We start from the raw sequence: 15553 nt of genomic DNA, 5'->3' as shown, positions 1-15553 counted from the left end.
CCGGGGGCCTGATGCGGGCGACGGTCAGCTGTCGGGCATGGTGGCTCGGCGCCGTTCGGCGCGGCGGGTGAGTGTATCGATGATTCGCTGCCATGCCGGTGATTCCCTGAGGATCAGGGAAAAGACCGGCGTCGGGTTCTGTGGCCTGCTGGTGTTGCCTTCGTGTTCGATCTCCCATGTTTCGAGGTCGTTGATGAGCCGATCCACGCGCGGATCGTGCGGATCCCAGTCGACCGATCGATCACATGCGAGATACAGGCGCATCTTCTCCGGGTCCTCGAAGCCGGCGTTCTTGTCCTGTATCCACTGCGGCACCGCGTGCGGGTCCGATGCCTGCATCAGGATCGACCAGTCGCGCTCGAGTCGGACCGTCCGTTCGCTGACTCCGAGACTGCGCAGCCGGTTCAGTATGGCGACCATCTCGGGGGGGCAGGACAAGCTCTTCGCCGCTTGCCAATTCGGCGATCCGGCGGCGATGCTCGGTGAGCCGGTCGATCTTGGCCTGCAATGCGGTGTCGATATCGGTGATGGCAGCTGCGAATTCGGTTGGTTGTGCGTGCAGCAACGCGTCTATGCGGGCCAGTGGCACTCCAGCATCGGCAAGAGTCCTGATCCGGACCAGATCCACCGCCGTCTGCGCGTTGTAGCGGCGGTATCCGGAGGCATCACGCGCGGGCTCGGGCAACAGGCCGACCTGGTGGTAATGGCGGATAGTGCGCACAGTCACGCGGGCGGTCGCGGCCAACTGGCCGATCGTGAGCACCGTCTGCCTCCGGTTTTCAGGAAACGTGGCCAAGCCGAGTTTATGCGCGAGCCGCCCGGTCGACGACATCGCGGATCGCCTGGACCACGACATCGGGACGCGTGAAACACAACTGGTTATGGCCGACGTCGGGGACGACGCGATGTTCCCCGAACGACACCGTGCTCACCACGGCCGCGGCCATCCTCCTCATGCCCTCGTGTATCGCACGTTCCGTGTGCTCCGGCATCGCCGCCTGCGGGCCTGAGTCGGTGCCCTCGGCGGTGAGCGCGACCACCGGGACATCGGGAATGTCCGACCCGGCACGCAGTTCGTCGGCGAGTGCGACCAAGCTGCCCCGCTCAGCGATGCCGACCCGGAGCCATTCGTCGCTGACATGGGCTTCGATCAGCGGCTGCCGCATGGGTTGCGGGTAGTCCGCCACCAGTTCGGCGAACATCCCGCGCAGGGCTGGACGCATCTGCCGGATCTGCTCGGGACCGGGTGCCATCTGCTGGTCGGCAGCCGGGCTTGCCGCAGCGGGCATGAAGTCCTCCCAGTCGCGGTGGAAGCCGTCCAACCAGACCAGCCCGGCCACCTCCCGCGGGTACAACTGCGTGAACCGATGCGCGTAGGCGCCGCCGAGGGAGTGCGCGACCAGGACGTACGGGCCGGCGAGGCCCTGGGCGTGCAGCAACTCGTGCAGTTCCGTCGCGACTGCGGCGGCGGTGCGCGGCAGCGGGACCGGATCGCTGTAGCCGCTGCCGCCACGGTCGTACACCATTGCGGTGCCGAACTGCGAAACCCCTTGCTGAACAGCGAAATAGTCCAGACCGGCCGCGCCCGCGCCCGGCAGGAACACGACGGTCGGCCCGCCACTGCCCAACCGATGCATGAAAACCCGGCGGCCGTCGACCTCCTGGAACCCTCCGATCGGCGGAGCGGGCCGAGCAGCGGAAGCGATGTTCTTCGTCATGAAGCAAGGTTGCAACCCCGACGCAGCGTCAGGGTCAAGCCTTCCCCTGCACCCTCGGATACGCGCACAACGGCACCCAATTGACATCCAATCGGTGCACGTCGAACGCGGTGGTCAGCGTGCGACTCGCGTTCCGGAGCCGAATAACCTGCGCTGGACAGGCCATTCCAGGCCCGCGACGCCCTGGGCCCCACAACCAGGCGGTGCGCGAGGTGGCGGCCGATTCCGTTGCATCCTTCCACCGCCCAGATCCGGTCGGTGAATCGTTGTGTGGCGGTGATAATTTCCGCGTATCCGGCAGTGTCGGTGCCGTATCGGCCGGTGGCCAGAACCTTCCCGGTCGGGTCGACGGCTTCGATGGTGGCCGAGTTTGTGCGGATCCATCCCGATGATGACCGTCATCGCCGGCGTGGGTTCAAGGGGTCGTCGCAACACCGGTTTGTTGGAGTGAGAGTAGGTGTTGGTCAAGGGTTTCGGACGAGGCCATCAACGCCGTCGCCACCGCCCTCAACAGCCGACCGCGCAAGACACTCGGGTGGAAAACTCCGCACAAGCGGCGACCGGCCAGGCTGCACTGATGAGACATGGGCCTCACCAGCGCAGCGGCTGACCCGGCCGCTGATGAACATCTGCACTCCAGCACTCCCCCTCGACCAATTACGGAACCGCTCGATAGGGGCGGGACCACTTAGGGTCGCCCCCAGCGCGAGACGGTCATGACTGCGAGTCCGCCCGTGCCACAAGGTAATCGGTCAGGGTCTGACCACGTAGACCGTATTGTCGGCGTTGTCGACGAGGTAGGCGGCACCGGTGCCGGGGTCCACCGCGGCCGCCGCTGTAGCCCCGCCGGACCCGGGGATGGGGGTGACCTTGTTGGTGTCGGCGTCGATCGCCATCGGCGTCAGGTCGAGCGTGGTCGGGTCACCATTCGCCAGCAGCACCCCGACGTAGAGGATGCGGCGATCCTCGTCGATGGCAATCATGCTCGGGCGGTGGACGGGGATGATGCCGGTGACCCGGTTCGTGTGGGTGTCGATCGTCCATACCGAGTCACCCAAGTTGTTCGCGACGTAGAGGGTGCCGGAGCGATGGTCGAGCGCGAGACCCTCTATCCCCCGGCCCGCCGCGACGGTCGCGGCCACGGTGTTGGTCGACAGGTCGATCACCGACACCGAGTTGTCGCCGTCGTTGCCGACATAGAGCCGCGAGCGATCGACATCGACCACGACCCCTATTGGCCGGATACCCACCCCGACGGTGGCGGTCACGGCGCGGGCGCGGGGGTCGATCACCGACACCGAACCCGGCTTCGACCCAGTGCGTGCACCGGTCTGGCCCTCCGCGAGCGGATCGACGGTGGCGTTGGTGACATACACCAAATGGGTGCGGGGGTCGACCGCCATGTTGTCCGGGTTGGCCCCGACGTCGATGGTCGCGGCGACGGTGTTGGTGTGCGCGTCGATCATGAACACCTTGCCGGCGTCTCCGTAGTCGGTCACGTACACGGTGCGGGTTTGCGGGTCGACCGCCACACCTATCGCGTGCGGAATGTTTTCAATGGTGGCGGTGACAGCGCGGGTGGTGCCGTCGAGAACGGAAACGGTACCGCTGTCATAGTTCGCGACGTACACGGTGTGTGTCGTGGCATCGACCGCGACGCCCTGCGGGTTCTTCCCGACGGCGACGGGGCTGACGGTGAAGGCCGGCGAGCCGTGCGGTGGCGGTTTCGGCCACATCAGGACCACGGCGACCGCAGCGATGATCGCGACCGCCGCCGCGACAACCGCAAGCAACCGGCGGCGGACGCGGCGCTTTCGGACCGGAGCCCCCGGCACCACCGCCGGCTCCATCGTGTGCGCATGCTCGGCGCCTCCGACTGCCGCGACGCCCTGCGTCACCAGTTCGGATTTCGGCGGTACGGGCGACGATGAGACGGTCGCGGTGACCTCCTTCGATGCCGCTGCCAGCGTGTCGTTGGCGGCCGCGGCCAGCTCACCACAACTGGAGTATCGGCTTTCACGGTCCTTGGCCAGGGCGCGTTCGACGATCGCATCGAAACCTTCGGGCACACGCACTCCGCCGTGCCTGCTGGGCTTCGGGACCGGCAGGCTCACATGCCCGTACATCAGCTGCGCGGGAGTGCTCCCGGGATACGGCAGAGCCCCGGTCAGCATCCGGTACAGAGTCGCACCCAGGGCATACACGTCGACACGGTGATCGATCGCCGCGCCGATATCGAACTGTTCGGGCGCGGCATACTGCAGACTCGCCAGCAACATCCCGCTGCGAGTAAAACCGCCGGTTTCATCCAGAGCCTTGGCGATACCGAAGTCCGCGAGCAACACCCGCTCGGGCTCACCGCGCGACGCGTCGGTCAGCAAGATGTTGGCCGGCTTCACATCACGATGCAACACCCCGTGCCCGTGGGCGTAATCGAGCGCAGCCGCGGTCTCGGTGATGATCCACACCGCCCGCCCGACCGGCAAAGCCCCACCCCGCAGCAGCTCGGCCGCGTCACTGCCGTCGACATACTGCATCGCGATCCACAGCTGACCACCCTCGTTGCCGCGGTCGTAGACGGCGACGATATTGCGATGGTCCAGCCGGGCAGCGGTATCGGCCTCCCGCAGGAACCGGGCACGCACATCCTCGTCATCGGTCAGAGCACGATTGAGCAGCTTCAAAGCGACCAGGCGCGGCAGATTCGGATGCTCAGCCAGATACACCGTGCCCATACCGCCCGCACCGAGCCGACGCACGATCCGATAACCGGCGAACACTCCCCCCGACTCCAACGCAGCACCCATCGCTGAGGACCCCTCCCTTCCGGGAACACCCTCAAACCGACACCCGACCAGCAAACACCCAGCCCTCCATTCGGGTACCCGCACCGGCAACAGAAACCTCTCAACAAGCATAGGCGCGGACACCGGCCATACGAGATCTCGAACCGGTCGGCCTGCTCGAGCCCGAGGCGCGCCGGCGCCGCCGCGAGATCGATCCCCCGGCCACATCGTCCCCGCTGGCGCACCCCTCGAGCTGGGGTGTTGCGACGACCACTAGAACTCAAGTACCGGATGGGGGCTCATAGAGTCTCTACCAGCAGCGATACGCGCGCAGCACTACTTCTTCGCAGACGCTGATCCGAACTCGACTCTCTTGACGTCCAATATCTGCACGTCAAACGCCCTGCTCGCACCTCGACGCGTTCCGAAGCCGAATAACCTCTGCGCCTCGCACCCCAATCCAACCGGTGGGGTCACCTCGTGAGATCCGACCCTCCGGCCGCACCGCCAGGCTGGCTCTGGTGAACCGATCACGCCAGTGCTTTGCACCTCCCAAAACCCGAGGGTGCGGGATGTGCGTGTTGTCGGGCAACCGGGTTGAGTCGATGGCACAGTGGCGACGTGGCGAAGCACCCTGCGACTCCAGGTGGCTGGCACCGGGAAGGCTGGCCCTCGCTGATTGCGTCGTGGCTGCGGTCACCAGCTGCGCGCTCGTTGCTGGTGCTACTTCCGATTGTCGCAGGGTTTGCTTTGTTTCAGGTCGGGAAAGGCAACAACCCGTTGTTACTGGCTAATTTGGATAGCTTCAACGCGTGGAGTGTCTGGGTCGGATGCACCTTTGCGATATGGATCGCCCTCGGCGTGCGGAGCCTCAGCCTGGTCGGGACCGTCCGGGCGCTTTTTCCGACGGCTGTTCCCGCTATCCCCCAGCCCGTGATGTTCGCGCTCGCCGCGGTGTACGCCGTGGCGATCGGGAGCATCTTGGTCGCCGCATGCGGATCGCTCACTAACCCCTACTATGGCCCCCTCGAGGCCCACTTCGACGCACGTGTCAAGGTGGTCGTCTTTGTCGGAGTCATCGCTACTGTGCCGTCCGTGGTCGCTCTATGGCTGATAGCCGAGGCGCTGCAGTGGACCCAAGACCTGCTCCAGATCAACACCTCCGATTCGGCAGGGCAACGATTTGACGAGCTGCGCACGCTGTGGGGGTGTTCCATGGCCACGCTTGGCGCACTGAGCCTCGCACTGTCTGCCGCGGTGGTCGTGGTCGCCGGATTGTCGAAATTCCTTGGCTTTCAGAGTCAGGACGTCGTCCTGATTGGCGCGCTCCTCGCTGCTGTCTTCGTTGCGGTGTACATACCCACGTTTCTGGCTTGGCGCAGCCGAGCGCGCCAGCTCGTCGACGCGGTATACCCGACGCCGCAAACAGGTAAGCCGGATGAGGGCTGGATCGAGGGGCGAGCACGCATGATGCAGCTCATCGGTCTCGACGTCGGACTCCCAACACGGCTTTCCAACGCCGTGGTGGCCCTCGCCCCGTTCGAAGTCGCTGTCCTCACTTGGTGGCTCGCACACAAACCCTGAACGGTCACCAAACCTTAGGACGTGCCGACACCCGGTGAAGCTGAACGGGCCAGCGGCGCTGGCGGAACGACTGAGCCCCCACCCGGACACCAGCAGCGATTCATGCGCTGCCCTACTTCTTCGCTGAGGCTAATCCGCTTCGGAATTCAACCCCTCGACATCCAATGTCCGCACGTCAAAGGTCCTTTTCAGAGCTCAACTCACGTTCCGAAGCCGAATAACCTCTGTACACGACTCGGCGCTCCAACCGCCACCGGCACCGCCTCGGGACCGCCCCTCCGGCTGCATCGCCTGGCTGAGCAGACGCCCGCCCCACCAGGCGGGGTCACTGGATACACCCTCAACGGCGAGATCACTGCCACCGAGGTGGAAGCCGTCCTCGCGATGTTCACCGCCTTCGCGAACGGTTCATCACTGTGAGCGATTGCCGCTGCGCTTTCGGGCGCCGTGCCTGTGATCCGCCCTGTCGGCGACAGACGATGAGCGAATCGGTCGGATCACAGCGCAACTGCGAGGACAGCGCGACCGGATCGTGCGCGCCAGAGCGGACTACAAGGCCGGCCGAACTGCTCGACGGCGACTTCTACGAGATCAACTCTGAGGCCGAAGACGAGAGCAGGCCGCCCCAATGTCGGCGCAGGTCCGGGTCTTGAAGGTCTGGACGCTCTCGAACAGCTCCGGGAAGTCGCGGCTGTAGAGGGCGTCCGCACAACCGGTAGACCGGACAACTCATCCTACGGCACAATCAATTCGTAGCAGGGTGACGCATAATGTTTCACCCCCTCCTCAGGGGTTGATGTAGCCGGAGAGACCACAATCCGAACCTGGAGGCAACAATGGCTGACTACAACAATGTCGTTTCATTATCCCGCGAGGAATTCGAACGTTTAGGGCCGAGCATAGCGGAGCTCAGAGATCAAACGAAGTTCACGAAATCAGATGATGAGGATATAGCGAAGATGGAGCGCCTTCTCGACTTGAAGGAGGGCGTTCTGGCCAATGATGAGTACTACCTTGAAAGGGTTGTATCCAGATGTGGGCGTATCCTTACCATGTACGATTTCGTATTCACCGCCCTGGTGGATGCGAGCCACTCGAAGTCGTTGATAGTACATACGTTCATCGGAAATAAGTTTGTTGTGAACGAGCCGCGGCGCATCAGATGTTCGGTATGCGCCGAAAAATGCCCGAGGCCCGTTTGGTACCGGATGCCCCAAAGTTATGGTTGCAGGCCGCTCGACGAGTGAGCGCCGATATCATTCACGGCAAGAGCGATCACTAACCTCGGTCTTCTTGCGGCTGATGTGTCGGCGTAATCGGGTTCCAGTCCGCACGACACAAAAGACCCCCGGCTCAAGGGAATTGAACCAGGGGTTCTTACTGCGGCGGGCTACGCTGTGGGCGGGATGTAGGTTCCAGCACTGTAGACGCAGCCGGAGCCGCTGGCGGCCTTGCGCTGGACGGTAAAGCCTTCCAGACGGCCACCCGGGGCCACGGCCTTGACGTCGGCCGCCCCACATATCAGCCGCATACCGCGCTGGCCGAATCGGTCAACGCTCGGCGCCGGCAAAACGACTGAGCCACCACCCGGATACCGGATGGGGGCTCAGTAGAGTCTCTACCAGCAGCGATACGCGCGCTGCTCTACTTCTTCGCAGAGGCTGATCCGCTTCGGAACTCGACCGAATCATCGGTCAACCTTGCGATGGCACAGCATATTTCGACCATCGGTACGATCTTCTCCCCGCTTCCCTCCACCCCGCCGATCGATGCCACCGCACTCACCGAGGCTATCGGCCGCACGCCGCAGACATTCACCGACTTCCTCCGCGAACACCGCCACCGCTTCGTCGCGACCCCAGGTCTTCGATCCATCGAATCCCAACTGATTCGGAGATCTCTGCGACCTTACGTGCCTGGGCACTCTCGATTCGTGCCACCAGCGCGATATCCGGCCGCTGCGGCACCCGATCTCCGTACCGTGCGAGGTGGTTGAGCTGATCGTGGGGCGTGGCGGGGATCCGGGTGCGGTTACCGCGCCGCACTCTCACGTCGGATCATCCGGCCGGGGTCATAGTCGGACGGCTCCGGAATCGATGCACCGCTCGCCGACTCGGACGGTGCATCGTGTTCGGCGGCCGGGTGGATCGGCCCGCAGACTCTTGTGATCCATCCGGCCTGAGCAGCAATTCCGACTGTCACGGTGGAAGTGGTCATGTGCTATGAGCAGCTATGAATGCCCGGCGGATGCGCGCCGCCGGGCGAGGGCGCCGGGTTCCGGTGGCGGTGACCGCATGGACCGCCTCGTAGACGTGTACGTGCTGTATGCCCAAATTCATCGGTGGCAGTCCATGATCGCCATCTGTGATGAGCTGTATGACCGCTACCCCGAACTGTGGCCGTCGCTGACCGGTCTGGACGGTGGCGCCGATCTGATCCAGGCCGATATCGGGAACCGCCGCCAACTCTGCGACGCCGAAATCGTCGGCCGCACCGCCGATTTCACGACCATCCCCGATCGGATCCGCCGGCGCTGGCGCGCCACCGCCGACGACCTACTCCCGGGCGCCTACCTGCGGTATCAGTGCGCCGCGATCGCCGCGGCCTCCACCGGGCCCTCGACGTCGGCCGACCTCGGCGAGAACTCACGAGCTACCGGCCCGTGACCACAGGCTCGGGACGAGCGGCGGCACAGCGCCGGGTTCACGAACCCGACGACGACGGTCACCGATGATGCGAATCAGTGCAGTGCGTGTAGTACGTGATCGCGATAGAAGTCGATCGCGGCAACCGGATCGTGCTGCGGGAAGTGCAGAAACGGCGTCGCGCCGGAATCCAGAACACGCTGTGCCGCCGCCACGTGCGGCGCCGGATCGCTACCGGTGGCCCACGCGGAGGTGACCTCCTCGAGCGGCGTTGCCGCGGCGGCTCGCTCGATCGCGACCGGATCGGGTTGGTCGATAACCGACCCGGACGGCCCGAACCGCCACAGCTGTGCGGCCCGGTCCACCTCGTCGCGGTCGCCGACCACCGCAAACAATTCGACCCGCTTGCCCAATCGCGCCGGGTCACGGCCCGAGGCCTGCGCACCCGCAGCGAAGGCGGCCGACAATGTCGGGTCGGTCACCCCGGCAGGCTGGCTGATCCAGCCGTCACCGTACTGTCCGGCCAGGCGCGCACTGCGCGGACCGCTCGCCGCGACATAGATCGGTGGCGGCGCCGCCGGCAGATCGTAGAGCTTCAGCTTTTCAGTCCGAAAGTATGTGCCGCGGAAGGAGATCCGTCCACCGGCCCACAGCTGTCGCATCAATTCAATGGCTTCCACCAGGCGGTCGTGCCGCTCGCGATAGACACCGAATTCTCCTGTCGCGGCCTGTTCGTTGAGCCGCTCCCCCGTACCCACCCCGAGAAACACCCGCCCGGGCGACAGCACAGCCAACGAGGCGAACGCCTGTGCGACATCGGTGGGATGGTGCCGATATATCGGACAGGTGACGCCGGTTCCGAAGGACAGTCGCGTGGTGCGCTCGCCGACCAGCGCCAGCGTCAGCCACGGCGACATCGCGTGGCCCTGGTTATCCTGCCACGGCTGCAGATGATCACTGGCCCACACGTATCGAAACCCTGCTGCCTCTGCCCGCTGTGCTTGATCGACCAGCACAGACGTCGGAAATTGCTCGTGCGACAGCACCATTCCGACATTTGGCCCGACGACGGGCCCCCTCGACGGGGAAGGCCCGCCACACGCGGCCATTGCCCCCGCGACCACCGTCGTGGCCGCCGCTCGGCCCAGCGATCGCCTGGAGACGCCGCTCATGCGCCCAACATACCCGGTCAGCCCGACCGCAATCGGTTCGCCGGTCTCGAGCACGTGCCCGACACGCGAACTGCACAAATGCACAGGGACCCCAGGCCGTAGCGGCCCTCGCGGCGGTCCAGTTCCGCAGCGGGGTGCCGCCAACCGTGTGCTTTCGGGCCGAATCGGGGGCGCTGGGCGACGTTCCACACGCGGGCTAGGAGTGGTCGATCAGCTCCTTGTAGCGCAGGAACGCCTCGAAGGAGACCTGACCATCCGTCCACATGCGCTCTTCCTGAATACGGCGCCCAACGATCTCCCGCGCTTCCGGGTCCTGGGCCATACCCCACTGGACTGCATCGTCGAAGGTGATGAAACCGTCGTGGTCGGTATCGATCTCGTCGAACTCCCGCCGGGTGGCGATGAACTGCCGCTGGTCCATACCCGTCTCCTCTACCGGTTGGTTACCGCCGAACAGCAATGCCTTCGTTCGTCATCGATCCAGCGCATAAGCGTACGCGGAAAGTTTGCTGGGACATCCGGATCGGTGGGGAATCGATATCTGGCGGGTTGCTCGTGGAGCTCATCTCAACGACGCTGCCAACCCCGCACGCGCGATCCGGCTTTTCGGTCATTTGCTCAACTCCGGGACCCCTTACCGGCACCTTTGCGCTCGCAGATGAGATGCAGCGCCTGCCAGGAGTTGGGAGATTCGTTGAGATCCCTGTCGTGGATCGGGATGACGATTTCTCGCGGAATTGTGGGCAGAAAGTGGGCAGGGACGTATGGACACGAGCGCCGCTGCCCACTCGTCCGAGGCGGCTCAGCCCTCCCCGAACATCGTTTGGGGGTACCGAGTTCGGGTACCGTTCAAGAAACGCGTGATTCTGTTTCTTGACCTGCCGGGTTGCCCCGGCGGGGTTGGCCCGCGACCGTGGTTTCGGGTCTTCCCGTGGCGATACCACCGCCGCGCGAGCGCGGTCTTACACGGTTTCCGGCGGGCATGTTTACCGTCCCGACGCAACTCGCCGTGGACACCGACGCCGCCAGATTGCGGGCGGCGTTCAGATCGCGATCCAGCACGAAACCGCACTGGTCGCAACGGAATACACGCCCCCTCGAGATGCAGCTTGGCTTTCACTGCCTGACAGGACGAGCATGTCTTGGAACTAGGGAAAAAGCGGTCCGCCGTCACGAGGGTCGCGCCGCGCCAGCTGGTCTTGTAGGTGAGCTGACGCCGCAACTCACCGAATCCGGCCGACCAGATCGATGTCGCGAGGCATCGATTCCGCACCATGGCGGCCACGTTCAGATCCTCGACCACGACAGTGCCGTACTCGCGGGCCAGGCGGGTGGTCAGCTTGTGCAGGCCATCGAGACGCATCGCGGCCGTGCGATTCTCCAGACGGTTCGCTGTGCGGTTCGCTTGCTCCCACCGCCGCGACGGCACGACGCCACGCTCCCGGTCGGGGCCGCGGCGGCGGGACCGCGCCCGCGCCAACCGACGCCGGAGCTTGTGCGCCTTCTGGTAGCGCTTCGGGTTCGCGATCACCTCGCCGGTCGACACGACAGCGAGGAACTTCACCCCGACATCCACCCCGACCACTGCCTCGGGCCGGGCCGGGCCGGGGTCGGCGCGTTCGACCTCCACCGACAACGACACGAACCAGCGGCGGCCCCGCCGCGACAGCGTCGCCGAGCGAATCCGGGCGCGCCCGGCCTCCACGCGCCGTGCAAGCTTGCGCGTCGACTCGCACGTCCGCACAGCCCCGATCCGCGGAAGCCGCACATGCCGACGATCATCGGTAAGACCGAACGCGCCGGTACTGAACCGGCACGACACCCGCGCCCGCTTCCCCTTGAACCGGGGAAACCCGATTCCGGGTCCGCCGCGTTCGCCTGTGCGGGAGTCGATCCAATTCTTCAGGGCAGCAGCGAGGTTGCCCGCCCCGGACGCATACGCCTCTTTACTGTTCTCACCCCACCACGGTGCGACCTCGCCCTTCGCCTGGTTCCAGGCATTGCGCAGGCCATATGCCGACCAGTCCAGCGACGGGGTGAGGTCCTCGCCGGTGAGACCGTAGCTGGCTTCGGCGCGGCGCTGCTCGAGATTCGCCCTCACCCGGGCCAGACCCCAGTTGTAGGCGAATCGTTGTGCACCACAATGAGATCGCAACGCCTGTTCCTGATCATAGGTCGGATCCAACGCGAACCGATACCCCTGAACAGCGGGGGTCACTCGCCAGCCCCGGCGGCAGCCCTGACCGCCACCTCAGCCCGACGCCGAGCCCAGCGACGACCACAGAGACGCGCGCACATACAGGCAACAACGTCGATCATGTCCTGAACCATGTCCTCAACGAGGTCGTCTTTCACCTGGTCAGGGTTCAGCACGACCAGCGATCGGTGTTCGACAACGACAACGGTGACGGTCGGATCGGCGAGAAGTTTCCGACGGTGAGCGTCGAGTCCCGATCCGATCTCGGTGACCCTCGCGTCCAAGCCGATGCCGCGCTGCCCGCATTGTTCGGCGACACGTCCGGCTTGCCGTTCGAGGTCGCCACGTCGGTCGGCGCAGGAAACACGGCAGTAAGCGACGGTCCTTCCAGCCGGGACCGCAGGCGGGTCGACCAGGATTGTGCCGCTGGGCAATTGACGAGCCGCGACGGGCAAGATGCCCGCGTGGAACCAGTTCAGCGCCGTCCGAAACGACACCCCCTGCCCCCGCGCCCATTCCGCCAACTTCACATACCCATTTTCACACAGCACATCACGGTCACACATCCCGGTGAACTGCCCGAACCCCATCGGGCCTCCTCCCGCCCCGAGTTGCGCTTCACGCTGTTCATCGCTGCTCCCCCAGCGTCGGGGCAGACGTGCGGGCGTAGGTCTGCTCGGTGTCCACCGTGACCACGTCAGCGGCGGCCACCAGAGCGGCCGGCACCCGGGCATCATCGAAATGGCGGGGGCCCGGTACGAACACCGCCGCAGCCCCTGTCCGGCTCACAGCCACTCGCAACCGATGGACCGGTCGATCGGTATCAGGCCCGAACACCAGGATCTTGGCCAGGTCATACCCGAATCGTGCTGCAAGGCTACGGATCTGGGTCTCGTCCCACTGTTGGCGGGTGCCGGAGATATCCCGGCGCAGGAAGCCGATGGCAGTCGGCGGTTTCGTCACGGTATGCCCCTTCTCGTAGTCGAGGAGGCTCCTACCACCGGGGAGTCCAAAAACGGGCAAGGACTCCACCCGGCAGCGGTGGCCCGTCTCCGACGTTAAGGAGGCGGCAAGACGCGTCCTGTCCAAGAAGGACAAACGCATCAGTTCGATGATGAACCCGCCTCCGGCGCCACGCCCAACCGCCAGGCCAGGCCAGGCAGATTGCGGCCGCCGGCATCGCGTCGCGCGCTGCGCAGCTGGTCAGCGACGGCCTCCCGGACGAACAGGTCACTGCGAACCCGTTGCGGGGCAAGGATCTCAGCTTTCAGCAGCAGCGCCAAACCATCCTCACGCGACGTCGGTTCGGCCAACATCACCCGGCCGGCCTCGGCATAGAAGCCGGCCAGCCGGGCAGGATCCGGGATCGCTTAGACGTCGAGGCCCTGTACCGCCTCGATCGCCTTCGGTCCGTCGCCGAGCTCCAGTCCGATCGAGGCCCGCCAGATGCCGACGTTGATGCGTCCGAACCACATCCGGGCAAACTCCCCGACGTCTTCGTGCATGCGCCCGGCGACGGCCGCAGCTTCGTCGAGTTGGGTTTCCGCGGTCGAGCGGTCGGATTGCACGGCGGCCGCCAGCGATGCCGACAGGTGCAGCATCCCGTACGCCTGCAACACCCGCTGATTGTCCAAGCTGCCGGTGAGTTCGTCGGCCAGGCCCACGGCGCGGCTGTACTGCCGCTGCCGCGACAGCGAACCAGTCACGTTGCCGCGCATCCACATCGCGGCACCTCGCCACTCGGGCGAATCGAGCTCTTCGGCGCAGGTCTGCGCGTCCTTGGCTGCCAGCAGTGGCAGGCCTCGGACGCCGAGATGCTTGGCCATCACCATGACCGCGAAGTAGCAGCCGATCATGCCGGTGAGGATGGGCCGGCGCCGCTCGGGGCTACGCACGTACAGGGTGTGAAGTTCCATCAGCAGTGCCGGCGCCTGCCGGCCGATGGCCTGATAGTCCCCCGTGCCCCGGAAATGCTCCAGCTGCAACAGATCCGCATGTATCAGCGCCCACTCGCGGACAGGCGTGCCGGGATCGTCGCCGAGTTCGCAGATGTCGAGGGCTTCCTCGACCGCGACGACACCGGCGTAGACGTCGGCGCCCAATCCGTCGGGTACTTCCCAAGGGCGGCCGGTGAATTCCGACGGCGCGACCCGCAGCGCCTGCGCCAACGCTTCGAGGGTGCGACGGTTGGTGAGGGTTTGCTCTCCACGCTCGAGGCGGCCCAGGTAGCCGAAGGAGAAACCTGCCAATCCGGCGGCTGTCTCCAGGCTCAGCCCTCGCCACGCGCGAATCTCGCGCAGCCGTCGGCCAACCTCGTTGACGGGAATGTCGTTCATGGTCGCGCCTCTCGCCCCAGATGGCCACCACCTGCGACCATACCCGCAGCGCGCGGTCCACTGGTCTCCATTGGGCGGACACTCAGGGGCTAGTTGTACAGCACGTCGGCCAGAGTAACCGTCTACTACTGCAGGGCGTAATACACGCGGTTCCGGCGTGCCCGCTGTCTCGGCGGTGTCGTTGCCATAGCCCTGACCGGTCGCCGAGTGTCTTTACGACGGATCAGCCCACCAACACTCAAATCGGCTAATAGCGGATGTTCTGCACCGCACCAGGTTTGGGCCGTCGGCGCCTCGCGCTGGCCGGTTCGGTCAGCGCGTTATGCGGCAGAATAGTGCGTTCCAGCTGGCCCCTTCCGACTGGAGAACCTTCCCTCGAACTGGATGCGTTGGAGTCCCATATCGGGCGGGAACTACCGGTCGAGGCGAAGGCAATCCTGGCCGTTCACAACGGCCAGAAGTCGACCGATACCGCTTCGCGAATCGAGTACGCCACACCATGTCTGCACACATTGTCGTTCCTGTCGACCACCCTGATCCAGGAACTCTGGGACTTCTGGAACGATCTTCTCGATGCCCCCGACGCCGATGAACTCCAGGACATGGGCGATGTCTTTCCCGCAGCGGCGGGCAAGGTGAAACCGTTGTACTTCTCGCCCGGCTGGATCCCACTGTGGTCCGATCCGGTCAGAAACGATGGCATCGGCCTGGACCTGGACCCCGACCGCAACGGAACCTACGGCCAGATCATCAACTTCGGCCGCGACGAGAAGCGCCACTTCCTCTGTGCACCCGATTACACGACACTGCTGCACATCCTGCTCGAGGAAGTACTCACTGGTGCTTGGCCTGCCACCGAAATAGCCAGCCAGTCCCCCGATGGCACGTGGACCGACCTGCCCTGGTTCGGCGACCCCGACGACCACTTCTTCAATGCCCTCTACAGCCGTTTCGAAGCCCGGCAACACTCGAATGCGCATTCGAATAAGACTGATGAGTCTGGGGGTTCCGGACCAGCCGAAAATCCAACGAGGTTCAGGTAAGTGCCCGGTCGGCGTCGGTGCAACGGCGTCGACGAAGCAGCGAGGGGCTATGCAGTCATCCGGGGCTGCTGC

At 65.1% G+C, this 15553-nt stretch carries 15 protein-coding genes; 4 read left to right on the top strand and 11 right to left on the bottom strand.

What is annotated here, in order from left to right:
• Positions 1–24 precede the first annotated feature (24 nt).
• From ACQP1O_RS18610 to ACQP1O_RS18595, 4 genes are all read right to left on the bottom strand, one after another.
• Positions 25–207 carry a hypothetical protein gene (locus ACQP1O_RS18610; RefSeq protein WP_433567013.1) on the bottom strand — a complete coding sequence of 61 codons (183 nt, stop codon included), beginning with the start codon at positions 205–207 and terminating at the stop codon, positions 25–27.
• Between the two features lie 34 nt (positions 208–241).
• Positions 242–832 carry a MerR family transcriptional regulator gene (locus ACQP1O_RS18605; protein WP_433567012.1) on the bottom strand — a complete coding sequence of 197 codons (591 nt, stop codon included), beginning with the start codon at positions 830–832 and terminating at the stop codon, positions 242–244.
• Positions 804–1718 (bottom strand): alpha/beta fold hydrolase, encoded by a 915-nt coding sequence (locus ACQP1O_RS18600; protein WP_433567011.1) that lies wholly within the window; start codon positions 1716–1718, stop codon positions 804–806. Before ACQP1O_RS18600 ends, ACQP1O_RS18605 begins: the two co-directional genes overlap by 29 nt.
• 752 nt (positions 1719–2470) lie before the next feature.
• Positions 2471–4525: a protein kinase domain-containing protein gene (locus ACQP1O_RS18595; protein ID WP_433567010.1), complete on the bottom strand. Its 2055-nt coding sequence runs from the start codon at positions 4523–4525 to the stop codon at positions 2471–2473.
• Positions 4526–5125: 600 nt separating this feature from the next.
• Here ACQP1O_RS18595 and ACQP1O_RS18590 point away from each other — a divergent pair.
• From ACQP1O_RS18590 to ACQP1O_RS18580, 3 genes are all read left to right on the top strand, one after another.
• Complete coding sequence (locus tag ACQP1O_RS18590; RefSeq protein ID WP_433567009.1) at positions 5126–6088, top strand: hypothetical protein; 963 nt, start codon at positions 5126–5128, stop codon at positions 6086–6088.
• Positions 6089–6924: 836 nt separating this feature from the next.
• Positions 6925–7335, top strand: coding sequence for a hypothetical protein (locus ACQP1O_RS18585; protein ID WP_433567008.1), 411 nt, complete (start codon positions 6925–6927; stop codon positions 7333–7335).
• A 1047-nt stretch (positions 7336–8382) separates the two neighbouring features.
• Entirely contained in the window at positions 8383–8754 is a 372-nt protein-coding gene (locus tag ACQP1O_RS18580; RefSeq protein WP_433567007.1) for a hypothetical protein, read from the top strand.
• Between the two features lie 74 nt (positions 8755–8828).
• Here the strand turns inward: ACQP1O_RS18580 and ACQP1O_RS18575 are convergent, their stop codons facing one another.
• The 7 genes from ACQP1O_RS18575 to ACQP1O_RS18545 all read right to left on the bottom strand — a co-directional run bounded on the left by ACQP1O_RS18575 (position 8829) and on the right by ACQP1O_RS18545 (position 14438).
• Positions 8829–9905 (bottom strand): F420-dependent hydroxymycolic acid dehydrogenase, encoded by a 1077-nt coding sequence (locus ACQP1O_RS18575; protein WP_433567006.1) that lies wholly within the window; start codon positions 9903–9905, stop codon positions 8829–8831.
• Between the two features lie 196 nt (positions 9906–10101).
• Positions 10102–10326: a hypothetical protein gene (locus ACQP1O_RS18570; protein WP_433567005.1), complete on the bottom strand. Its 225-nt coding sequence runs from the start codon at positions 10324–10326 to the stop codon at positions 10102–10104.
• A 381-nt stretch (positions 10327–10707) separates the two neighbouring features.
• Positions 10708–12123, bottom strand: a complete 1416-nt coding sequence (gene tnpB, locus ACQP1O_RS18565; RefSeq protein WP_433567004.1) for an IS607 family element RNA-guided endonuclease TnpB — start codon at positions 12121–12123, stop codon at positions 10708–10710.
• Positions 12120–12692 carry a hypothetical protein gene (locus tag ACQP1O_RS18560; protein WP_433567003.1) on the bottom strand — a complete coding sequence of 191 codons (573 nt, stop codon included), beginning with the start codon at positions 12690–12692 and terminating at the stop codon, positions 12120–12122. The genes tnpB and ACQP1O_RS18560 overlap by 4 nt, the downstream gene beginning before the upstream one ends.
• 37 nt (positions 12693–12729) lie before the next feature.
• Positions 12730–13065 carry a hypothetical protein gene (locus tag ACQP1O_RS18555; protein ID WP_433567002.1) on the bottom strand — a complete coding sequence of 112 codons (336 nt, stop codon included), beginning with the start codon at positions 13063–13065 and terminating at the stop codon, positions 12730–12732.
• A 140-nt stretch (positions 13066–13205) separates the two neighbouring features.
• Positions 13206–13421 carry a hypothetical protein gene (locus tag ACQP1O_RS18550; protein ID WP_433567001.1) on the bottom strand — a complete coding sequence of 72 codons (216 nt, stop codon included), beginning with the start codon at positions 13419–13421 and terminating at the stop codon, positions 13206–13208.
• 51 nt (positions 13422–13472) lie between these two features.
• Entirely contained in the window at positions 13473–14438 is a 966-nt protein-coding gene (locus tag ACQP1O_RS18545) for a helix-turn-helix domain-containing protein (RefSeq protein WP_433567000.1), read from the bottom strand.
• Positions 14439–14695: 257 nt separating this feature from the next.
• Here ACQP1O_RS18545 and ACQP1O_RS18540 point away from each other — a divergent pair, with 257 nt between their 5' ends.
• A complete protein-coding gene (locus ACQP1O_RS18540; RefSeq protein ID WP_433566999.1) occupies positions 14696–15481 on the top strand; it encodes an SMI1/KNR4 family protein in 786 nt (261 codons plus the stop codon).
• Positions 15482–15553 lie beyond the last annotated feature (72 nt).

This window comes from Nocardia sp. CA-151230, from assembly GCF_050942175.1.
Taxonomy (GTDB): domain Bacteria; phylum Actinomycetota; class Actinomycetes; order Mycobacteriales; family Mycobacteriaceae; genus Nocardia.
Note: the sequence above shows the minus strand (reverse complement) of the source record. Positions and strands in the feature narration are given on the sequence as shown.

What these genes read in the sequence shown, in the direction of transcription:
- ACQP1O_RS18605 (WP_433567012.1), bottom strand. Translation starts at nt 832, where the DNA reads ATGTCGTCGACCGGGCGGCTCGCGCATAAACTCGGCTTGGCCACGTTT.
- ACQP1O_RS18600 (WP_433567011.1), bottom strand. Translation starts at nt 1,718, where the DNA reads ATGACGAAGAACATCGCTTCCGCTGCTCGGCCCGCTCCGCCGATCGGA.
- ACQP1O_RS18595 (WP_433567010.1), bottom strand. Translation starts at nt 4,525, where the DNA reads ATGGGTGCTGCGTTGGAGTCGGGGGGAGTGTTCGCCGGTTATCGGATC.
- ACQP1O_RS18585 (WP_433567008.1), top strand. Translation starts at nt 6,925, where the DNA reads ATGGCTGACTACAACAATGTCGTTTCATTATCCCGCGAGGAATTCGAA.
- ACQP1O_RS18580 (WP_433567007.1), top strand. Translation starts at nt 8,383, where the DNA reads ATGGACCGCCTCGTAGACGTGTACGTGCTGTATGCCCAAATTCATCGG.
- ACQP1O_RS18575 (WP_433567006.1), bottom strand. Translation starts at nt 9,905, where the DNA reads ATGAGCGGCGTCTCCAGGCGATCGCTGGGCCGAGCGGCGGCCACGACG.
- ACQP1O_RS18570 (WP_433567005.1), bottom strand. Translation starts at nt 10,326, where the DNA reads ATGGACCAGCGGCAGTTCATCGCCACCCGGCGGGAGTTCGACGAGATC.
- ACQP1O_RS18560 (WP_433567003.1), bottom strand. Translation starts at nt 12,692, where the DNA reads ATGGGGTTCGGGCAGTTCACCGGGATGTGTGACCGTGATGTGCTGTGT.
- ACQP1O_RS18545 (WP_433567000.1), bottom strand. Translation starts at nt 14,438, where the DNA reads ATGAACGACATTCCCGTCAACGAGGTTGGCCGACGGCTGCGCGAGATT.
- ACQP1O_RS18540 (WP_433566999.1), top strand. Translation starts at nt 14,696, where the DNA reads ATGTTCTGCACCGCACCAGGTTTGGGCCGTCGGCGCCTCGCGCTGGCC.